Origin of the sequence: Streptomyces mashuensis (genome assembly GCF_014654785.1) — a bacterium.
Taxonomy (GTDB): Bacteria; Actinomycetota; Actinomycetes; order Streptomycetales; family Streptomycetaceae; genus Streptomyces; species Streptomyces mashuensis.
On the sequence record NZ_BNBD01000002.1, the window covers coordinates 795,227 to 812,832 of the forward strand.

The window sequence follows — 17,606 nt, forward strand, 5'->3', positions numbered from 1 at the left end:
TGCGCGCGTGTCAGCCCGTCGCGCTCCCGCGCCGCCGCGCCAGCGGCAGCGGCAGGCCCGGGAGGCCGTCGATGCTTTCCGCTATGTGGGGCTTCTGCTCGAAGTAGCGTGACAGGGATGCCTCGTCCTCCCGCTCGAAGCGGCGGCGGTGCAGGTCGCGGTCCTCGTCGTACGTCATGAACGGCACCCCGTAGCCGCACGTGTCGCGGATCAGGGTCGCCGTGACCACGATGACCGCCCGCAGGCCGTGAGCCTCCGGGTCGGTGTGCGGGAAACGGGTCAGCAGGTCCTCGAAGCGGGGGTCGTCGCGGAAGACCGGTTCGCCGTGGCCGTGGATGCGGACGATGTTCGGCGGGCCCTGGAATGCGCACCACATCAGCGTGATGCGGCGGTTCTCCCGCAGGTGGGCAATCGTTTCGGCGTTGCTGCCGGCGAAGTCCAGGTACGCGACCGTCCGTTCGTCGAGGACCGCGAACGAACCCGTGACGCCCTTCGGCGAGAGGTTGATCGTGCCGTCGTCCGCCAGCGGGGCCGTGGCGGTGAAGAAGACGGGCTGGGCCTCGATGAACGCGCGGAGCCTGCCGTCGATGCGATCGTACGTCTTTCCCATGACGGTGATTGTCGTGCGCGGGCCCACCCCCGCCCAGGGGTGGGGAAAACCGAACCCCCGATCCCCGTACTGCCACCATCGCCCCGCCCCCTCCCCCACGGGCAAGGTGGAGCCATGACCAGCAGCGCCGTCACCCCGACCGTCCGTACCGTCTCCCTCCGCCCCCTGCTCCACGCCGCCGCGCGCACCCTCTTCCGTGGGGTCGTCGCCCTGCCGCTCGCCGTGGCCGCCGTGCCCATGGCGCTGCTCGGCGCGCACGGGCCCGCCGCGCGGGCGCAGACCTCGCTCGCCGGCCTCCCGGCGCGGCGGCCGGCCCGGTGGCGGGTGCTGGTGCACAGCGTCGCCGTGGCCCTGCCCGCCCTGGTGTCCTTCGTCGCCGCGCTCCTCGTCGGCTACCTCACCTACGCCGGCTACCTCTACTTCCTCCGCCCGGACGCGTCGTTCGCCCTCGGGCACCCCTTCACGCCCGACGAGCGCTTCCACAACGCCTGGGGCGGGCCCACCCTCGTCGGCGCGTGGTTCGTGCACTCCTGCGTCGCCCTGGGAATGCAGCTGGCCGCGCTCGGCCTGATACGCGGCGCCCTCGCCGTCCAGGGCCGCGCCACCCGCCGGCTGCTCGCCGCATAGGTTCTGACCTGGTGAAATGCTGGTCCCCATGCTCCACCGTTCCCACCTCCGCACCCACCTCCGCGCTCCCCTCTACGTCCTCCTCTCCCTCCCTCTCTCCCTCGCCGGCCTCCCCCTCGTGGCCGCCGGGCTGCTCGTCGGCACGGTCCTGTCCGTGACCGCCCTCGGCCCCTGGGTGGTCGCGCTGACGCTGCGCGGCGCGAAGGGCCTCGGGAACGCACACCGGGTGCTGGCGCGTTCCCTGCTCGGGTACGCCGTGGAGGCGCCGGAGCCACCGGCCCGGGCGGGGTCCGGCCTGTTCGCCCGCCGCCGGGCCCTTCTCGGTGACCGCGCCGCCCGGCGGGCCGCCGGCTGGGCGCTGCTCGCCCCGCTGACCGTCCTCGTGCCGCTTCTCGCCCTCCTCGTCGGCTACGTCTACGGCGTCCTGCTGACCCTCCATCCGCTCCTCCGCCACTGGAACTACACGACCGTGCACGAACCCGACGGCTCCGTGCGGCACGTCTCCCTGAAGGTCGCCGGCATGGAGTTCGACACCTGGCCCCGGCTGCTCGTCCCCGTCGCCGTCGGCCTGCTGCTCCTCCTCTTCGCCCGCCGGCTGCTCGACGGGGCGCTGGCCCCGCACCGCGCCCTGCTGCGTTCGCTCCTCGGGCCGAGCGCCGCCGACCGGCGCATCGCCGTGCTGGAGGAGACGCGCGCCCAGGCCGTCGAGGACGCCGCGGCCACGCTGCGCCGCATCGAGCGCGACCTGCACGACGGCACGCAGGCCCGCCTCGTGGGGCTCGGCATGCACCTCACGATGATTCGGGAACTCGTCACCGCCGGCGCCGGCCCGGAGCAGCTCCTCGCCGTCGTCGACACGGCGCAGGGCAACGCGAAGCAGGCCATCGCCGACCTGCGCGCCCTGGTCCGCGGCATCCACCCGCCCGTCCTGAACGAGGGCATCGGCCCCGCCCTGGACACGCTGGCCGCCGACAGCGCGCTGCCCGTCACCGTCACCGTCGACGTCCCGCGCCGCCCCAGCCCCGCGTTGGAGTCGATCGCCTATTTCTGTGCCGCCGAGCTCCTGGCCAACGCCGTGAAGCACAGTGGCGCGTCGGCCGTCGCCATCGCTGTGACGGCCGACGACACGGCGCTGCGGTTGCGTGTGGAGGACGACGGGCGCGGGGGCGCGCGCGTGGGCGCGGGGAGCGGGCTGACGGGGCTGCTCGCGCGGGTACGCACCGTCGACGGCACCCTGAGCTGCACGAGCCCGGAGGGAGGACCTACGGTGGTCACGGTCGTACTGCCGTACAGCTGACGCGTATCAGCTGACGCGAGAAACGGGGGAGCATGCGCGTCGTCATCGCCGAGGACTCCGCGATCCTGCGCGACGGGCTGGTCCAGCTGCTGGGCCTGCGCGGGGTGGAGGTGGCCGCCGCCGTCGAGGACGCGGACGCGCTGCTGGCCGCGGTCGCCGAGCACCGCCCCGACGCCGCCGTCGTCGACATCCGGCTGCCGCCCGGCCACAGCGACGAGGGCCTGCGGGCCGCCGTGGAGATCCGGCGCACCCATCCCGGCACCGGCGTGCTGATCTTCTCGCAGTACGTGGAGACGCGCTACGCCGAGCAACTGCTGGGCGACGGCGCGGCCGGCCTCGGCTACCTGCTCAAGGAGCGGGTCGTCGACATCGGCGAGTTCGTGGACGCGCTGGAACGGGTGGCGTCGGGCGGGACGGCCCTCGACCCGCAGGTAGTGTCGCAGCTGTTCGGCGCGGGGAAGCGGGCCCGGGCGCTGGACGTGCTGACGCCGCGCGAGCGCGAGGTGCTCGCGCTGATGGCCGAGGGCCGCACGAACCGCGCCATCGCCCAGCACTTCGTCGTCTCGGAGCGGGCCGTGGAGAAGCACGTCGCCAACATCTTCACCAAGCTCGGCCTGCCGCCGACCGAGTCGGGCCACCGCCGCGTCCTGGCCGTCCTGCGCTATCTGGAAGCCGGCGGCTGAGACCGGCCCCCTAGGCGCGGGGCCGCGTGCGGTACAGCACCGCCAGCGCCAGCGTCGTCCCCGCGGCCACCAGCAGCGTGCCGATGGCCAGGGCGGGGCTCATGGGCGGGCTGTGGCGCTCCGGGTCCTGGCCGTGCCGCGGCGGGCGGGCGGGGGCGCCGCCGCGCAGGCCCGGGTACACGGCCTGCTGCACGGGCGGGCCCAGCAGCTCCGGCGGGAACGGGAAGGAGTCCGGGCCCAGCTCCCGTACGGGCCCGTCGGCCTCCGGCGTCGGGCCCGTGCCGCAGTCCGGCAGCGCGCCCTCGAAGGGGTACGCGTGCAGGACGGGCCCGGTGGCGCCCGGGGCGGGGGCCGCCGGCCCCGACTCGTGCGCCAGGGAACCCGCCGTGAAGAACCGCCCGTTGACCGCCGCGACGCTCACCCGCACCGTGCTGGTGCGGCGGCCGACGAGGACCGTGCCCTCCAGCGTGCCGCTGCCGGTGAGGCGCACGTTCTTGGCGTCGGGGAAGTTCCACAGCAGCCGTTCCCGGCGGACGCCCGCCAGCTTGCTCGCCGAGACGTTCACCGCGCGGTCCTCGCCGCTCGGGTTGGTGACGTTGACCAGCACGGTCGCGGTGGCGGGCACGCGCTGGAAGCCGATCTCCTGCGGGCCGCCACCGGCCGCCGTCAGGTCGAACGGCGCGTTGAACACCTGGAGCTTCGACGTGCCGTCGCCCGTGAACACCGTGGCGGCGCCCTGGTTCACGGCAGTGCCGGTGGTCCTGCGCAGCACGCCGTGGTCGTAGCCGTAGCAGGTGCTGGCGGCCATGACGTCGTCGCGCAGCGCGCGGTACGCGGCCACGGCGGAGGGGTCGCGCACCGCTTTGGGGCCCACGGTGCCGGGGCCGGCGAGCGCGCCGCCGTAGGAGACGGTGCCGTTGACCGTGCCGTCCTGGGTGAGCAGCCGCTGGCCCGCCGCGATTTTGACCGCGCCGCCCACGCGCAGGAACGGCGTGCCGTTGTCCGGTGGTACGCGCGAGCCGACGGGGACGGCGCCCACGGTGTACGTCTGCGCCGCGCCGGGCGCCTTGGCGACGTCGACGTCGCCGAGCACCACGGCCCGGCCCTCGGCGCCGGCGGCTGCCTCGCGGACGGCGTAGTCGCCGCCGACGAAGACGTTGACGGCGTTGTCCCGGCCGGAGACGGTGCCGTTGTGGGGTTCGGGGTACGGTTTCGGGCACTTGCCGGGGACGCAGGGGCCCGGCCCGGTGGCGCGGGCCACCGGCGGCATCTCCCCCGCCGTCGCGGTGGGCAGGGCGGTCGTCAGACCCGTGACGCCGGCCGTAGCCAGGGCGGCCACAGCCGTGGTCACCGGACGGGACACCCGGTGGCGTGCGGCTGTTCTCTGGCGCATATCCGAAAATATGCATATACGCCCATGCCGCGTACGGCAGTACACGCCCCACGCCGCCCGTACGACCCGATCGGCGGACAACGACCTCGAGCGGACAGCGGTCTCAGGCGTCCTTGAGCTCCTGCCGCTGCCGCCCCAGCCCCTCGATCTCCAGCTCCATCACGTCACCGGCCCGCAGGTACCGCGTGCCGGGGCGGGTCAGGGCGGCCCCCGCCGGCGTACCCGTGTTGATCACGTCGCCCGGGTACAGGGTCATGAACCCGCTGATGTACCGGACGAGGCGGGCGACGGGGAAGACCTGCCGGGCCGTGCTGGAGTCCTGCATCGGTTCGCCGTTGACCCACAGCCGGATGCGCAGCGCCTGCGGGTCGGGCACCTCGTCGGCCGTCACCAGCCACGGCCCCAGGGGGTTGAACGTCTCGCAGTTCTTGCCCTTGTCCCACTGCCCGCCGCGCTCGTACTGGTACGCGCGCTCGCTGACGTCGTTGGACACCGTGTAGCCGGCGACCGCGGCCAGCGCCTCGGCGTCACTGCCCAGGTGGCGGGCGGTGCGGCCGATGACGACGGCCAGCTCGGCCTCCCAGTCGGTCTTCTCGCTGCCGTGCGGGACGAGCACGGTGTCGTCGGGGCCGACGACCGTGTCGGGCGCCTTGAGGAACAGGACGGGCTCGGTGGGCGTCGCCATCCGCGCCTCGGCCACCAGGTCGTGGTAGTTCACGCCCACGCAGACGATCTTGCCGATGCGGGCCACCGGCGGCCCGGTCCGCAGGCCCACGGGGTCGAGCGCGGGCAGGATGCGGGCGCCGGCGGCGGCCCGGACGCGGGCCAGGGCCGCGTCGTCGGAGAGCAGCGCGCCGTCCACGTCCGGCACGACGGCCGACAGGTCGCGCAGCGTCCCGTCCTCCTCCAGCAGCGCGGGGCGCTCCCCGCCGGCCGGTCCCACCCGCAGCAGCTTCATCGTCCCGCCCCCGTCGTCGTCGCGCCCTGTCCGGGGCGCACGGCCTCGACCATGATCGTGCAGGTCCGGGGCCCACCGCACAAGGATCGTTTCGGCCCCCGCCCCGCCTCCGCCCCCGCCTACGCCGTACGCTCCGCCCGCACGCCCCTCTGCAGCAGCGCCCGTTCCACCGCCGTCCACGTGGTGGTGGTGACGAGGTAGAGGCCGGCGGCGAGCGGCACCACCGCGGCCGTGACGAGCGTGCCGAAGGCCAGCAGCGGCGCGACCTTCGTCATGGCCGTCACCGCTCCGGCGCCCGGCGTGCCGTCCGCGACGGGCTGCGCCGCCGCGGCCTTCGCGACGGCCGCGCGCCCCCGGCGGTACGACCACGTGGCCACCGCCGCGACGGCGGCGAACAGGCCCAGGTACACCAGGCCCTGCGCCCCGGCGGGGCCGCCGCGCGCCAGCGCGTCGGACCAGCGCTCGCCGAGCGGGGCGCCCAGCAGCGTGTGGTCCAGCAGGCCCGCGCCGCCGTCGCCGGACGCGAACAGGCGGTACATCACGAAGAACACCGGCAGCTGGACGAGCGTGGGCAGGCAGCCGGACAGCGGCGACGCGCCCTCCCGGGCGTACAGCGCGCCCGCCTCGCGCCGCAGCCGTTCGGGGTCGCCGCCGTACCGCCGCTGAAGCTCCACGAGGCGCGGCGCGAGCCGGACGCGGGCCTGCTCGCCCCGCACCGCCGAACGGGCCAGCGGGTGCATCGCCAGCCGCACCAGCGCCGTGAACACGACGACGGCGGCGGCCGTCGCGGAAGCACCCGCCAGGGGTTCGAGGACGGCGGCGAGACGGGTCAGCAGGGACCCGAGCAGGTGGAAGAAGGGAGCAGAAAGGGAAGCAAGGAACGAAGACACAGAGCCCTCCACGGGTCTCGTCGTGGCCGAAGGGTCGAGCGGTCGGCGTGACGAGGCGCGCGGGCATCCCGCGGCACCGGGCGGCGCCCTGGCGGGCGCCTCCGGGAAAGGGTGGTGACGGGTGCCTACGCGGTCGCCGGGAGGGCCCGGCCCGGCGCACGGGGGCGCCGGCGGCCGCGGGCGTCCGGGTCGCGCTGCGCGAGGAAGGCGGTGCGCAGCTCCCGGTCCCGTATCGCGGTGCGTATGCGGGTGGGCGTGAGCGGCCCGGCCGGGGCGGCGGCCGTGGCCAGGGCGCTCAGCAGCAGGACTGCCGTCGCGACCACCGTGGTGGCCGCGACCGCGGTGACGGCGGTGGCGGCGGCGAGCATGCCGCTCTGGGCGAGGAACAGCTCGGCGAGCACGACGAACAGCACGCTCAGCTGCGTACGCACGGCCTGCGCGGCGCTCATCCCGTTCCTCCTCTCCCCTCCGTGGCTCCCCTCCATGGGTGCTCAGTCGTTCCCGAGCGTAGCCCCCGGCACTGACAACGCCCCGCCCGGGCCCTCCGGTTCCCCGCCCGGCCCCGGGTCCGCCGCCAGGACCTCGTCGTCGGGCCGGAGGTCGGCCGTGCGCGGCCCGAACCGGGAAACCGCCAGGGCGACCAGCAGGTTGACGGCGAGCGCGGGCGCGCCGGCGTTCACGCCCCACAGCGGGTCGTGGCCGGTGAAGACGAGCCAGCACACGAGCGTGCCGCCCACCACGAGACCGGACACCGCGCCCCACAGCGTCAGTTTCCGCCAGACGAGGCCGATCAGCACCATCGGGACGAGCTGGGCCATGCCCTCGTAGGAGATGAGGGAGAGCCGCACCAGCGTGTCCGGCCGCGTGTAGGTCATGAGCAGGGCGAGCGCGCCGGCCACGACGACGACCACCTGCGCGGCGACCTTCTGCCGGTCCTGGCGTCCGGCCAGCGCCGGTACGGCGCCCAGCACGCTCCTGCCCCACATGGTGCCGATGACGAGCATGAAGACGCCCATCGGCACGATCGACGACAGGGCGGCGGCGACGCCGATGACGCCGACGGCCCAGGCCGGCAGCGAGTCGACGACCAGCTTGAACAACGCGAGGTTCGATTCGGCGCCCTTGAGTCCCGGCACCACGAACAGCGCGGCCATGCCGAGCAGCATGGGCACGAACAGCAGCACGTTGTAGAACGGCAGCAGCATGGCGTTGCGGCGCAGCGTGTCGGCGCTGCGGGCGCCCAGGTAGCCGGCGACCGTGGTCGGGAAGATGACGACGGTGAGGGAGTTGAGGAAGCTGGTGGTGGCGAACCAGGCGCCGCCGAGGCCGCTGCCGCCGTGTCCCGTGAGGGTGAGCCACGCGGGCTTCTCGGCGGTGAGGCGGTCGAGGAAGGGCCCGTAGCCGCCGAAGTAGTGCAGGGGCACGTAGACGGCGAGGAAGCCGAGGGTGGCGATGACGAGGACGTCCTTGAGGACCGACACCCAGGCGCTGCCGCGCAGGCCGCTGATCACGACGAACGTCGTCGTCACGGCGAAGGCGACGAAGTAGGCCCAGTTCAGGCTGATGGCACCGTAGGAAATGGTGGAAACCACCACGCCCATTCCGGTGATCTGGAGTTGGATGTAGGGCAGGAGGCAGACGGTCGCGAGGATCGCGACGGCGGTGCCCAGCCACGGGCGGCCGTAGCGGTGGGCCACCATGTCGGTGATGGTGACGAGGCCGTGGCGGCGGGCGTACGCCCACAGGGTGGGGCCGACGACGTAGCCGATGGCGTAGCCGCACGACATGTAGGCGATGACGTAGAGGACCGGGGAGCCGTGGTTGTAGCCCCAGCCGGCCGCGCCGAGGTAGCTGAAGCTGGTGTAGCCCTCGCCCGCCATGAGGACCCAGATGAGGACGGTGCCGAGGCTGCGGCCGCCGACGGACCAGTCGGCGATGCCGCCGCCGGGCGTACGGCCGCGTACGGCGGCCAGGCCCAGGACGACAGTGGCGAGCATGAAGACGGCGAAGACCGTGGTGGCGGTGGCGGCCTGGGACGTCATGCCGCACCCCGGTCAGTGCCGCCGGCACCGTCCCGCGTCCTGCGGGCCCGGTGGGCACGGTCGCCCCGCCAGGCCAGGTAGACGGCCGCCGGGGTGAGGAGGGTGGCCAGGAGCAGCCAGAAGAAGAGGAAGGGCAGCCCGGCGACGGTCGGGTGGAGGCGGTTCACCGCCGGGAGGGCGGCCAGGTAGAGCACGTACGGGGCCGCGAGCCAGGCCAGGTGGGGGCGTTTTCTCAGCACGGTGTCCGACCCTAGGCGACTCCGGGCGGTGACAACCTGTTCACCGCTCACGCCCCCAGCAGCCGCGACGCCGTGAAGATGAGCAGGCCCGCCAGGGCGCCGACCACCGTGCCGTTGATGCGGATGAACTGGAGGTCGCGGCCGATGTGCGCCTCGATCTTCCGGGTGGTGTGCTCGGCGTCCCAGCTCGCCACGGTGTCGGTGATGAGCGCGGTGATCTCGTCCCGGTACGTCGTGACGACGTACACCGCGGCGTCCTCCAGCCAGCCGTCGATCTTGGCGCGGAGCCGGGCGTCGTCCGTCATGCGGGTGCCGAGGGAGAGGACGGAGGCGCGGGTGCGGCGGCGGAGCTCGCTGTGCTCGTCCTCCGCGGCGGCCACGATCATCGCGCGGACCGAGGACCACACCGAGGCGATGACGTCCTGCACCTCGCCGCGGGCCAGCAGCTCGGACTTCAGCCGCTCGACACGGGCCCGGGTGTCGGCGTCGGACCGCAGGTCGGAGGCGAAGTCGGACAGGAAGCGGTCGACGGCGCCGCGCGCCGGGTGCCCGGGCATGTCGCGCATCTCGGTGACGAAGCGCAGCAGCTCCCGGTAGACGCGTTCGCCGACCTTCCGGTCGACGAAGCGCGGCGTCCAGCCGGGGGCGCCGCCCGCGACGGCCTCCATCACCGAGTCCTGGTGGGTGACGAGCCAGTCGTGGGCCCGGACGCACACGAGGTCGACGACGCGGCGGTGGCCGCCGTCGGCGACGACCTTCTCCAGCAGCGCGCCGGCGCCGGGCGCGAGCTCCACGGCGTCCGCCCGCCGGGTGATGGCCTCGCCGACGACGGCCTGCACGTCGGTGTCGCGCAGCACGGTGAGGGCGCCGCGCAGGGCGGTGGCCAGTTCGGCCGTCACCCGGTCGGCGTGCTCCGGGCGGCTGAGCCAGGCGCCCAGCCGGGTGCCGATGCCGACCGCGCGCAGCCGCAGCCGGACGACGTCGCCGGAGAGGAAGTTCTCCCCGACGAACTCGCCCAGGCTCTGTCCCAGCTGGTCCTTCTTCGTGGGGATGATGGCCGTGTGCGGCACGGGCAGGCCCATCGGGTGCCGGAAGAGGGCCGTGACCGCGAACCAGTCGGCGAGGGCGCCGACCATGCCGGCCTCGGCGGCCGCCGCCACGTACGCCGTCCAGCCGCCGGCGCCCGCCGCCCCGGCCCACTTCGCGAGCCCGTACACCACCGCGACCGCCAGCAGCAGACCCGTGGCGAGGGTCTTCATCCTGCGGACCCCGCGCCGCCGCTCCGCGTCGGCCGCGCTGTAGGTGAGGCCGGCGCCCGGAACGGGCATCACTCCATCGGCGGCGCTCGATCCGCCCCCGGCGGCAGCCGGCTCCCCACCATGGGACTGTTTCATCCGCACCACCCGTTCCGGCTGACCTCATGTGCATTGTCCGCTCCGACGCCGTCCCGCGACGTCCCCGTTCGTCCTACTCGGGGAACGCACGAAGAGTTCCCCGCGTCTGACAAGTCGCCCATGACATGTCACCGGCATTTCCGCGCTCATGCGCTGCCGCCGAGGTGACATCTCCACCGTCCCCGGGAGACAACCGTTCATGTTCAGGTCACCCCTGCCCCGCGGCGCCGCCTACGCCGTGGCCGCCGCCCTGGCGGCCGTGGTGGTCGCCGTGTCCGCCGCGATATTCGTCGGGGCCGCGGGCTCCGGCGAGCCCGCGGAGGGCCCGCGCGAGCCGCACCGGTCGGCCGCGCCCGCGGCCCTGGGGCACTGGGTGGGGGCCTGGTCGACCTCGCCGGCGGTGGCCGAGCCGGACACGCCGGGCGGCTACGCCGGCCGCTCCATCCGCAACGTGGTGCACAGCACACTCGCCGGCAGCCGGGCCCGGGTCCAGCTGTCCAACCTGTTCGGCAGCACCCCGCTGACCCTGAGCCACGCCTCCCTCGCGCTCGCCTCCGTACCGGGCAGCGCCACCGCCGCGCCCGGCAGCATGCGGCCGCTGCGCTTCGGCGGCAACCTCGAGGTGACGGTCCCGCCGGGCGACGCCGTCGTCAGCGACCCGGTGGACCTGGACGTGGGCCCCGGCGCCGACCTGCTGGTCACCACCTACTCCCCCACCCCGTCCGGGCCGGTGACCCTGCACCCGCACGCCCGCCAGATCTCGTACCTCGCCGAGGGCGACCGGGCCGAGGACGCCGACGGCACCGCGTACACCGAGAAGACCGCCTACTGGCGCTACGTCACCGGGGTGGACGTGTGGAGCACCGAGGCGAGCGGCGCGGTCGTCGCCCTCGGCGACTCCATCACCGACGGCGTGTCGGCCACCGTGGGCGCCAACCGGCGCTGGACCGACTTCCTCGCGGCCCGGCTGCGCACCGAGCACGGCGCGCCGCGCTATGGCGTGCTGAACGAGGGCATCAGCGGCAACCGCGTCCTGCTCGGCGGCATGGGCACGTCGGCCGTGAACAACCCCAGTGCACTGGAGCGGTTCGACCGCGACGTGCTGACGCGCACGGGCGTCCGCGCGGTGGTCGTGGAGCTGGGCATCAACGACATCCTGCGGCAGCCGCGGCAGACGGACCCCGAGCGGATCACGGAGGGGCTGCGGCAGCTGGTGGCGCGGGCGCACGCACGGGGCCTGCCGGTGGTCGGCTCGACGCTGACGCCGTTCGAGGGGCACAAGGGCGTGGGGCCGGAGCAGGAGGCCATCCGACAGGCCGTCAACGAGGCGATTCGCGCGGGCGGCGTCTTCGACCACGTCGTCGACTTCGACATGGTGCTGCGCGACCCGGCGGACCCGCAGCGGCTGCTGCCGGCGTACGACTGCGGCGACCACCTCCACCCCAGCGACGCCGGCTACCGGGCCATGGCCCAGGCCGTCGACCTGGAGACGCTCCGGGGACAGCCGGACCGGGCGCTGTAGCCCGCCCCTGGGGAGGCCGGCGGTCAGCGCAGTTCCTTCCCCCCGCCGCCGCGCCGCTCGTCCCGCTCCAGCCGGCGTTCGGCGCGGCGCTCCTCGCGCAGCCGCCGGCGCTCCTCCTTCGTCATCTTCCGCTCGACGCCGACGCCGCCCCAGAAGGCGAAGCCGGTGACGTGCACGCTGGGCGAGCCGGGCGCGCCGGGGCCGGAGGCGCCGTCGTCGTCGAAGCCGCCCATGATGCCGATGCCGCCGACGTGCACGTCGAGGTCGGGCGGCACGACGACCTGCACGCCGCCCATGATGGCGATGCACCGGATGACGGCCTCGTCGCCCTCGAAGCGGGCCTCGCGCAGGTCGATGACGCCGCCGCCCCAGAAGGTGAAGGCGGTGAAGCGGCGGGGCACGGTCCAGCCGCCGCGCCGCTGGAAGCCGCCCATGACGGCGATGCCGGTGCGGGAGGTGGGCGTGCCGCCGATGCGGCCCGCCCAGGAGCCGTCGTCGGCCCGCTCGGGCGCCGCGGCGGCCCGGGTGGGCACGGGCAGGTCGCGCACCAGCGGTTCGAGCTCGGCGTGGGTGCGCGCCTTGTAGGCGGCGTCCAGCCGCTGGCCGAACTCCTCCATGTCCAGCCGCCCCTCGGCGACCGCCTCGCGCAGTGCTTCTGCGACCCGCTCGCGCTCGGCGTCCGAGGCCCGCATTTCCGGAAGTTCGCTCATGCGGTTCAGCTTAGGCGGCGGGCCGGTCCGCATACATGCGGGCGATGACGTCCTCGATGGCCGGCTCGCGCACCGACAGGTCCACCAGCGGGTAGCGTTCGGCCACCGCCGCGACGAGCGGGGCGGCGCTGCCCCCGGCGGCGAACGCGAGCCACTGGCGCGGCCCTTCGACCCGTACGACGCGAGCCCCCGGCACGTCCTCGATGGGCGGGAACTCCCGCTCCAGGTCGACGACGAGGGTGCGTTCGCCGCCGCCCGCGGTGAGCAGGCCGTCCAGCCCGCCGTCGTACACGAGCCGACCGTGGTCGATGACCATGACGCGCTTGCAGAGCTGCTCGATGTCGGTGAGGTCGTGGGTGGTGAGCAGGACGGTGGTGCCGCGCTCGGCGTTCACGTCGCGCAGCACGTTCCGCACCTTGGCCTTGCTGACGACGTCCAGGCCGATGGTGGGCTCGTCGAGGTAGAGCACCTCGGGGTCGTGCAGCAGCGCCGCGGCGATGTCGCCGCGCATGCGCTGGCCGAGGGAGAGCTGGCGCACGGGGACGTCCAGCAGGGCGGCCAGGTCGAGGAGTTCGACGCAGCGCTCCAGGTTCTCGCGGTACCGCCGTTCGGGGATGCGGTACATGCGGCGCACCAGGCCGTACGAGTCGCGCAGCGGCAGGTCCCACCAGAGCGTGGTGCGCTGGCCGAAGACGACGCCGATGCGGCGGGCCAGGCGCTCGCGTTCGCGGGAGGGGTCGGTGCCGGCGACGCGCAGCCGGCCGGCGCTGGGCACGAGGATGCCGGTGAGCATCTTGACGGTGGTGGACTTGCCGGCGCCGTTGGGGCCGATGTAGCCGACCATCTCACCGCGCGGCACGCGGAAGGTGAGCCCGTCGACGGCGCGCACCTCGCGGCGTTCGCGGCGCAGCAGGCCGGTGCGGCGCCGGACGTGGAACACCTTCTCCACGCCGTCGAGTTCGATGAGCGGCGCCTCGGTGGCCGGGGGCCCGGCGGGGGTGGTGGGCATCGGTATCAGCTCCCTGTGCTGCGGTAGCCGCGCAGTCCGGCCCGCCAGGCCAGGCCCGCCAGGGCGCAGCAGGCGAGGGCGACCGCCGGGGAGGCGAAGTCGGCCCAGCCGGGCAGGCCGAGGGGGTCGTCGCGGCCCAGGAGGCGCAGCGCGGGCAGCCAGTTGACGAAGGCGAGGGGGACGACGAAGGTGACGCCGCGCACGAGGTCCTGCGCGAAGACGGTGGGCGGGTACTGGAGCAGCGTCGTGCCGCCGTAGGTGAAGGCGTTCTGCACCTCGGAGGCGTCGCCGGCGCGGAACTGGAAGGCGCCGCCGGCCACGAACACCGCCGCGAAGATGAGCGAGCCGCTGAGCAGCATCAGGGGGACGAGGAGCACGGTGACGGGCGTCCAGTGGACGTCGACGCGGCTCAGGGACCAGACGAGCAGCAGCAGGCCCTGGCCGAGCCGGCCGAGCCGGTGGAGGGCGAAGCGGTCGGCGGCGACGTGGGCGAGGACGGGGACGGGCCGGACGAGGAGGGTGTCCATGGTGCCGTCGCGCACGCGCCGTCCGACGCGGTCCATGTTGCCGAGGACGAGGTCGGTCAGCCCGAAGGAGGTGCTGGTGGTGCCGTAGAGGAGGGCGACCTCGGGCAGGGTGAAGCCGCCGAGCGCGTCGACGTGGCGGAACATGAGGTAGATGGCGACGAAGTCGAGGGCGGTGGCGGCGAAGTTGCCGGCGGCCATCATGAGGAACGAGGCCCGGTAGGCGAGGGCGGAGCGTATCCACATGCCGGCGACGAGGCCGTACGCGCGCGTGCCTGCGGCCGGCCGCCGTAAGGGGCGGACGAGAGGGTGGTCAGCCACCCTGGACCACCACCTTCCGGGTGGCGGCGGCCTGGAGGGCGCGGCCCGCGGCGAGCAGCAGCACCGCCCAGACGGCCTGGAAGGCGAGGGCGGCGCCGATGCCGGTGGCGCCGTGGTGGCGGCCCAGGAGGACGTCGGCGGGGACTTGCAGGAGGGCGGCCCAGGGCAGGGCCCGGGCGATGTCGCCGAAGGCGCCGGGGAAGACGTTGAGGGGCAGCAGCGAGCCGGAGAAGAACATGCACAGCAGGCCCTGGAGCGTGTTGACGCCGGAGCCGTCGAGCAGCCAGAAGGCGCACAGGGCGACCAGGTAGCGCAGGGCGAAGCCGACGAGCAGGCCGAGGAGGACCGACAGGAGGAAGGCCGCCCACGTCAACGGCGAGGTGGGCAGCGCGAGTCCGAAGGCGAGGACGCCGACGGTCATGGGGGCGACGCCGCGGCCGAGCAGCTCGAAGGCGGCCCGGCCCAGGTCGCCGGCGAGCCACCACAGCTGGAGGTCGGCGGGGCGGTACAGGTCGACGGCGACGTCGCCGGAGCGGATGCGCTCCTGGAGCTCCACCTGGAAGCCGCCGCCGATGAGGCAGGCGGCGGCCAGCAGTGCCTGGCTCGTCCACACGAACGTCAGGGCCTGGTCGCGGTCGTAGCCGCCCAGGTGCGGCCGTTCGCTCCACAGGGCGATGAACGTGTAGGCGACGATGAACCCGAACACGGTGTTGGTGAACACGCCGGCGACGGTGGCGAGGCGGTAGGTGGCGTACCGCCGGAAGCTGCTGACGGCGACCGTCGCGTACAGCCGCATCCTGCCGGGCCCCCTCGTCGTTCTCGTCGTTGAAGCACTTCGGGGACTTGTCGACACCGGGGGCCGCGCGCCCGCGGTGCCGTCGTCCCGCCGAAGCGCAGGAGCCTAGCCGCAGACGTCCGCCGGAGGCCACGGTTTTTCACCCGAGCAGGTGGTCACTCTGGCCCGAACGGCCCTTACGGTGCTGTCAAAGGTGCGCTGCACCCTCGTGCCGGCACCCATGATGCGAGAGTGTCTTTCGCCGGGGCCGCACAACCCCGGCGGCGGCCGAGGAGTCCCAGGAGACATGAGCGACGAGCAGTCACAGCAGCGTCGGGCTGGTGGCGGCCAGGCGCCACCGCGCTGGGCACCCCGGGACCCCGGCGCCGCCCCGGGGGCGGCCGGGCAGCCGGCGCGGCGCCGCGGCTGGCGGCGGCTCGTCCCCACCTGGCGGATGGTCCTGGGCGGGTTCCTGCTGGTCGTCCTGTTGCTGGCGGGCGGGCTCGTCGCGGGCTACCTGCTGGTCGACATCCCCCCGGCCAACAAGGTGGCCATCGCCGAGAGCAACGTCTACCTGTACTCCGACGGCAGCCTGCTGGCCCGCGACGGGGAGATCAACCGCGAGAGCGTACCGCTGAGCAAGGTCCCCAAGGACGTGCAGCACGCCGTCCTGGCGGCCGAGGACCGCGACTTCTACTCCGAGTCGGCGGTCAACCCCGAGGCGATGCTGCGCGCCGCGTGGAACACGGTCACGGGCAAGGGCAAGCAGTCCGGCTCGACCATCACCCAGCAGTACGTGAAGAACTACTACCTCGGCCAGGAACAGACCATCAGCCGCAAGGTGAAGGAGTTCTTCATCGCCATCAAGCTGGACCGCGAGGAGAGCAAGGACGACATCCTCGAGGGCTACCTCAACACCAGCTACTTCGGCCGCAACGCCTACGGGGTGCAGGCGGCCGCGCAGGCGTACTACGGCAAGGACTCGGACCGGCTGACGCTGGGCGAGGGCGCGTACCTGGCCACGCTGCTCAACGCGCCCAGCCTCTACGACGTGGGGGCGCACCCGGAGAACAAGCCGCGCGCGCTGGCCCGCTGGAACTACGTGCTCGACGGCATGGTGAAGAAGAAGTGGCTGAGCAAGCAGGACCGCGCGGCCATGCAGTTCCCGGCGCCGGGGAAGACCAAGCCGCGGCTGAGCATGGCCGGGCAGCGCGGCTACCTGGTGGAGGCCGTCAAGGACTACCTGACGGCCAACAAGCTCGTGGACGAGACGACGCTGGCCACCGGCGGCTACCGCATCACCACCACCATCGACCGGAAGAAGCAGAGCGCGTTCGCCACCGCCGTGCACGACCAGCTGACGACCGAGCTGAGCGACAGCCGCGCCGTGGACCGGTACGTGCGCGCGGGCGGCGCCTCCATCGACCCGCGCAACGGCAAGGTGGTGGCGCTGTACGGGGGCGTGGACTACACGCGCCAGTACGTCAACAACGCGACCCGGCGCGACTACCAGGTCGGGTCGACGTTCAAGCCGTTCGTGTTCACCTCCGCGGTGGACAACGGGGCGAGCACGCAGGAGGGCCGCCTCATCACGCCGGGCACCCGCTACGACGGCACCAACAAGCGTCCGGTGCAGGGGCCCAACGGGCCGGTGGGCTACAGCCCGGAGAACGAGGACGGCAAGTCGTACGGGCAGATCACCGTCACCCAGGCCACCGACTGGTCGGTGAACGCCGTGTACGCGCAGATGGCGCAGGACGTGGGGCCGGGCAAGGTCAAGGACACCGCGGTGGCGCTGGGCATCCCGGAGAAGACGCCGGACCTGACGGCCACGCCGTCGATCGCGCTGGGCGTGGCCACGGCGAGCGTGCTGGACATGACGCAGGCGTACGCGACGCTCGCCAACCACGGCAAGCACGGCCCGTACACGCTGGTGGAGAAGGTCACCAAGGGCTCCGAGGACGTGCAGCTGCCCGACGGCCACGAGACGCGGCAGGCGGTGTCGCGGGAGGCCGCCGACACCACGACGTCGATCCTGCAGAGCGTGGTGGAGAGCGGCACGGGCCGGGCCGCGCAGGCCGCGGGGCGCCCGGCGGCGGGCAAGACCGGCACGGCGGAGGAGGACAAGGCGGCCTGGTTCGCGGGCTACACGCCCGACCTGGCCACCGTGGTGGCCGTCATGGGCCAGGACCCGGACTCCGCCGAGCAGAAGCCGCTGTACGGCGCCACGGGCCTGGCCCGGATCAACGGCGGCGGCTACCCGGCGCAGATCTGGGCGGCGTACACGGCGGAGGCGCTGGAGGGCACCGAGGCGGCCGACTTCGACCTGGAGCTGCAGAGCGGCGCGGCGCCGCCCACGCTGGAGCCGTCGGCGCCCACGGCCCCGCCGTCGCCCAGCACGTCGCCGCCGGCCTCCTCGCTGCCGCCGCGCACCCCGCCGCCGTTCTCGCTGCCGCCGCTGCCGACGTTCACGCCGCCGCCGGTGACGCCGCCGGGGTTCCCGACGCCGCCCGGCCCGCCGACCTTCGGCCCGCCGGAGGCCAAGGAGCCGCGGGACCGGCACGGCGGCGGCGACCTGCTGGGGTACGACTACTGAGCGGGCGCCCCGGCCC

17 protein-coding genes are annotated in these 17,606 nt (G+C 74.0%); 5 read left to right on the forward strand and 12 right to left on the reverse strand.

Going from position 1 to position 17,606, the window contains the following annotated elements; translation table 11 throughout:
- Window positions 1–10 precede the first annotated feature (10 nt).
- The gene (locus IE305_RS08875) at window positions 11–610 is read right to left on the reverse strand and encodes a pyridoxamine 5'-phosphate oxidase family protein (RefSeq protein WP_190128872.1); all 600 of its coding nucleotides are present in this window, start codon (window positions 608–610) and stop codon (window positions 11–13) included.
- A gap of 114 nt (window positions 611–724) precedes the next feature.
- On the opposite strand from IE305_RS08875, the gene IE305_RS08880 reads away from it, so the two are divergent.
- The 3 genes from IE305_RS08880 to IE305_RS08890 are packed head-to-tail and all read left to right on the forward strand — an operon-like array spanning window position 725 to window position 3,217.
- Window positions 725–1,237, forward strand: coding sequence for a hypothetical protein (locus tag IE305_RS08880; protein ID WP_190128873.1), 513 nt, complete (start codon window positions 725–727; stop codon window positions 1,235–1,237).
- 28 nt (window positions 1,238–1,265) lie between these two features.
- Window positions 1,266–2,534: a sensor histidine kinase gene (locus IE305_RS08885; protein ID WP_229890696.1), complete on the forward strand. Its 1,269-nt coding sequence runs from the start codon at window positions 1,266–1,268 to the stop codon at window positions 2,532–2,534.
- A 32-nt stretch (window positions 2,535–2,566) separates the two neighbouring features.
- Window positions 2,567–3,217 carry a LuxR C-terminal-related transcriptional regulator gene (locus tag IE305_RS08890; RefSeq protein ID WP_190128875.1) on the forward strand — a complete coding sequence of 217 codons (651 nt, stop codon included), beginning with the start codon at window positions 2,567–2,569 and terminating at the stop codon, window positions 3,215–3,217.
- Window positions 3,218–3,227: 10 nt separating this feature from the next.
- Here the strand turns inward: IE305_RS08890 and IE305_RS08895 are convergent, their stop codons facing one another.
- The 7 genes from IE305_RS08895 to IE305_RS08925 form a co-directional block, all read right to left on the reverse strand.
- The gene (locus tag IE305_RS08895; RefSeq protein ID WP_190128876.1) at window positions 3,228–4,568 is read right to left on the reverse strand and encodes a choice-of-anchor A family protein; all 1,341 of its coding nucleotides are present in this window, start codon (window positions 4,566–4,568) and stop codon (window positions 3,228–3,230) included.
- A gap of 145 nt (window positions 4,569–4,713) precedes the next feature.
- The gene (locus tag IE305_RS08900; RefSeq protein WP_190128877.1) at window positions 4,714–5,568 is read right to left on the reverse strand and encodes a fumarylacetoacetate hydrolase family protein; all 855 of its coding nucleotides are present in this window, start codon (window positions 5,566–5,568) and stop codon (window positions 4,714–4,716) included.
- Between the two features lie 119 nt (window positions 5,569–5,687).
- Window positions 5,688–6,458, reverse strand: coding sequence for a YidC/Oxa1 family membrane protein insertase (locus IE305_RS08905; protein ID WP_190128878.1), 771 nt, complete (start codon window positions 6,456–6,458; stop codon window positions 5,688–5,690).
- 125 nt (window positions 6,459–6,583) lie between these two features.
- Window positions 6,584–6,907 carry a DUF6412 domain-containing protein gene (locus tag IE305_RS08910; protein ID WP_190128879.1) on the reverse strand — a complete coding sequence of 108 codons (324 nt, stop codon included), beginning with the start codon at window positions 6,905–6,907 and terminating at the stop codon, window positions 6,584–6,586.
- 42 nt (window positions 6,908–6,949) lie between these two features.
- The gene (locus tag IE305_RS08915) at window positions 6,950–8,500 is read right to left on the reverse strand and encodes a sodium:solute symporter family protein (protein WP_190128880.1); all 1,551 of its coding nucleotides are present in this window, start codon (window positions 8,498–8,500) and stop codon (window positions 6,950–6,952) included.
- A complete protein-coding gene (locus IE305_RS08920) occupies window positions 8,497–8,739 on the reverse strand; it encodes a DUF3311 domain-containing protein (protein ID WP_229890698.1) in 243 nt (80 codons plus the stop codon). The genes IE305_RS08915 and IE305_RS08920 overlap by 4 nt, the downstream gene beginning before the upstream one ends.
- A gap of 47 nt (window positions 8,740–8,786) precedes the next feature.
- The gene (locus tag IE305_RS08925) at window positions 8,787–10,133 is read right to left on the reverse strand and encodes a DUF445 domain-containing protein (protein WP_190128881.1); all 1,347 of its coding nucleotides are present in this window, start codon (window positions 10,131–10,133) and stop codon (window positions 8,787–8,789) included.
- A gap of 199 nt (window positions 10,134–10,332) precedes the next feature.
- Here IE305_RS08925 and IE305_RS08930 point away from each other — a divergent pair, with 199 nt between their 5' ends.
- Window positions 10,333–11,655, forward strand: a complete 1,323-nt coding sequence (locus IE305_RS08930) for an SGNH/GDSL hydrolase family protein (RefSeq protein ID WP_190128882.1) — start codon at window positions 10,333–10,335, stop codon at window positions 11,653–11,655.
- Window positions 11,656–11,678: 23 nt separating this feature from the next.
- On the opposite strand, the gene IE305_RS08935 is transcribed toward IE305_RS08930, so the two are convergent.
- The 4 genes from IE305_RS08935 to IE305_RS08950 all read right to left on the reverse strand — a co-directional run bounded on the left by IE305_RS08935 (window position 11,679) and on the right by IE305_RS08950 (window position 15,015).
- Window positions 11,679–12,365 carry a DUF1707 SHOCT-like domain-containing protein gene (locus IE305_RS08935; protein ID WP_229890701.1) on the reverse strand — a complete coding sequence of 229 codons (687 nt, stop codon included), beginning with the start codon at window positions 12,363–12,365 and terminating at the stop codon, window positions 11,679–11,681.
- Between the two features lie 10 nt (window positions 12,366–12,375).
- Complete coding sequence (locus IE305_RS08940) at window positions 12,376–13,374, reverse strand: ABC transporter ATP-binding protein (protein ID WP_190128883.1); 999 nt, start codon at window positions 13,372–13,374, stop codon at window positions 12,376–12,378.
- A 5-nt stretch (window positions 13,375–13,379) separates the two neighbouring features.
- Window positions 13,380–14,144, reverse strand: a complete 765-nt coding sequence (locus IE305_RS08945; RefSeq protein ID WP_190129011.1) for an ABC transporter permease — start codon at window positions 14,142–14,144, stop codon at window positions 13,380–13,382.
- Between the two features lie 67 nt (window positions 14,145–14,211).
- Window positions 14,212–15,015, reverse strand: a complete 804-nt coding sequence (locus IE305_RS08950; protein WP_190128884.1) for an ABC transporter permease — start codon at window positions 15,013–15,015, stop codon at window positions 14,212–14,214.
- 286 nt (window positions 15,016–15,301) lie between these two features.
- Between IE305_RS08950 and IE305_RS08955 the strand changes: the two genes are divergently transcribed.
- Entirely contained in the window at window positions 15,302–17,590 is a 2,289-nt protein-coding gene (locus tag IE305_RS08955; RefSeq protein WP_190128885.1) for a transglycosylase domain-containing protein, read from the forward strand.
- Window positions 17,591–17,606 lie beyond the last annotated feature (16 nt).

Coding starts and splice junctions, on each gene's coding strand:
- IE305_RS08875 (WP_190128872.1), bottom strand. CDS start 610: ATGGGAAAGACGTACGATCGCATCGACGGCAGGCTCCGCGCGTTCATC.
- IE305_RS08880 (WP_190128873.1), top strand. CDS start 725: ATGACCAGCAGCGCCGTCACCCCGACCGTCCGTACCGTCTCCCTCCGC.
- IE305_RS08885 (WP_229890696.1), top strand. CDS start 1,266: ATGCTCCACCGTTCCCACCTCCGCACCCACCTCCGCGCTCCCCTCTAC.
- IE305_RS08890 (WP_190128875.1), top strand. CDS start 2,567: ATGCGCGTCGTCATCGCCGAGGACTCCGCGATCCTGCGCGACGGGCTG.
- IE305_RS08900 (WP_190128877.1), bottom strand. CDS start 5,568: ATGAAGCTGCTGCGGGTGGGACCGGCCGGCGGGGAGCGCCCCGCGCTG.
- IE305_RS08910 (WP_190128879.1), bottom strand. CDS start 6,907: ATGAGCGCCGCGCAGGCCGTGCGTACGCAGCTGAGCGTGCTGTTCGTC.
- IE305_RS08915 (WP_190128880.1), bottom strand. CDS start 8,500: ATGACGTCCCAGGCCGCCACCGCCACCACGGTCTTCGCCGTCTTCATG.
- IE305_RS08925 (WP_190128881.1), bottom strand. CDS start 10,133: ATGAAACAGTCCCATGGTGGGGAGCCGGCTGCCGCCGGGGGCGGATCG.
- IE305_RS08930 (WP_190128882.1), top strand. CDS start 10,333: ATGTTCAGGTCACCCCTGCCCCGCGGCGCCGCCTACGCCGTGGCCGCC.
- IE305_RS08935 (WP_229890701.1), bottom strand. CDS start 12,365: ATGAGCGAACTTCCGGAAATGCGGGCCTCGGACGCCGAGCGCGAGCGG.
- IE305_RS08940 (WP_190128883.1), bottom strand. CDS start 13,374: ATGCCCACCACCCCCGCCGGGCCCCCGGCCACCGAGGCGCCGCTCATC.
- IE305_RS08945 (WP_190129011.1), bottom strand. CDS start 14,144: ATGTGGATACGCTCCGCCCTCGCCTACCGGGCCTCGTTCCTCATGATG.
- IE305_RS08950 (WP_190128884.1), bottom strand. CDS start 15,015: ATGCGGCTGTACGCGACGGTCGCCGTCAGCAGCTTCCGGCGGTACGCC.
- IE305_RS08955 (WP_190128885.1), top strand. CDS start 15,302: ATGAGCGACGAGCAGTCACAGCAGCGTCGGGCTGGTGGCGGCCAGGCG.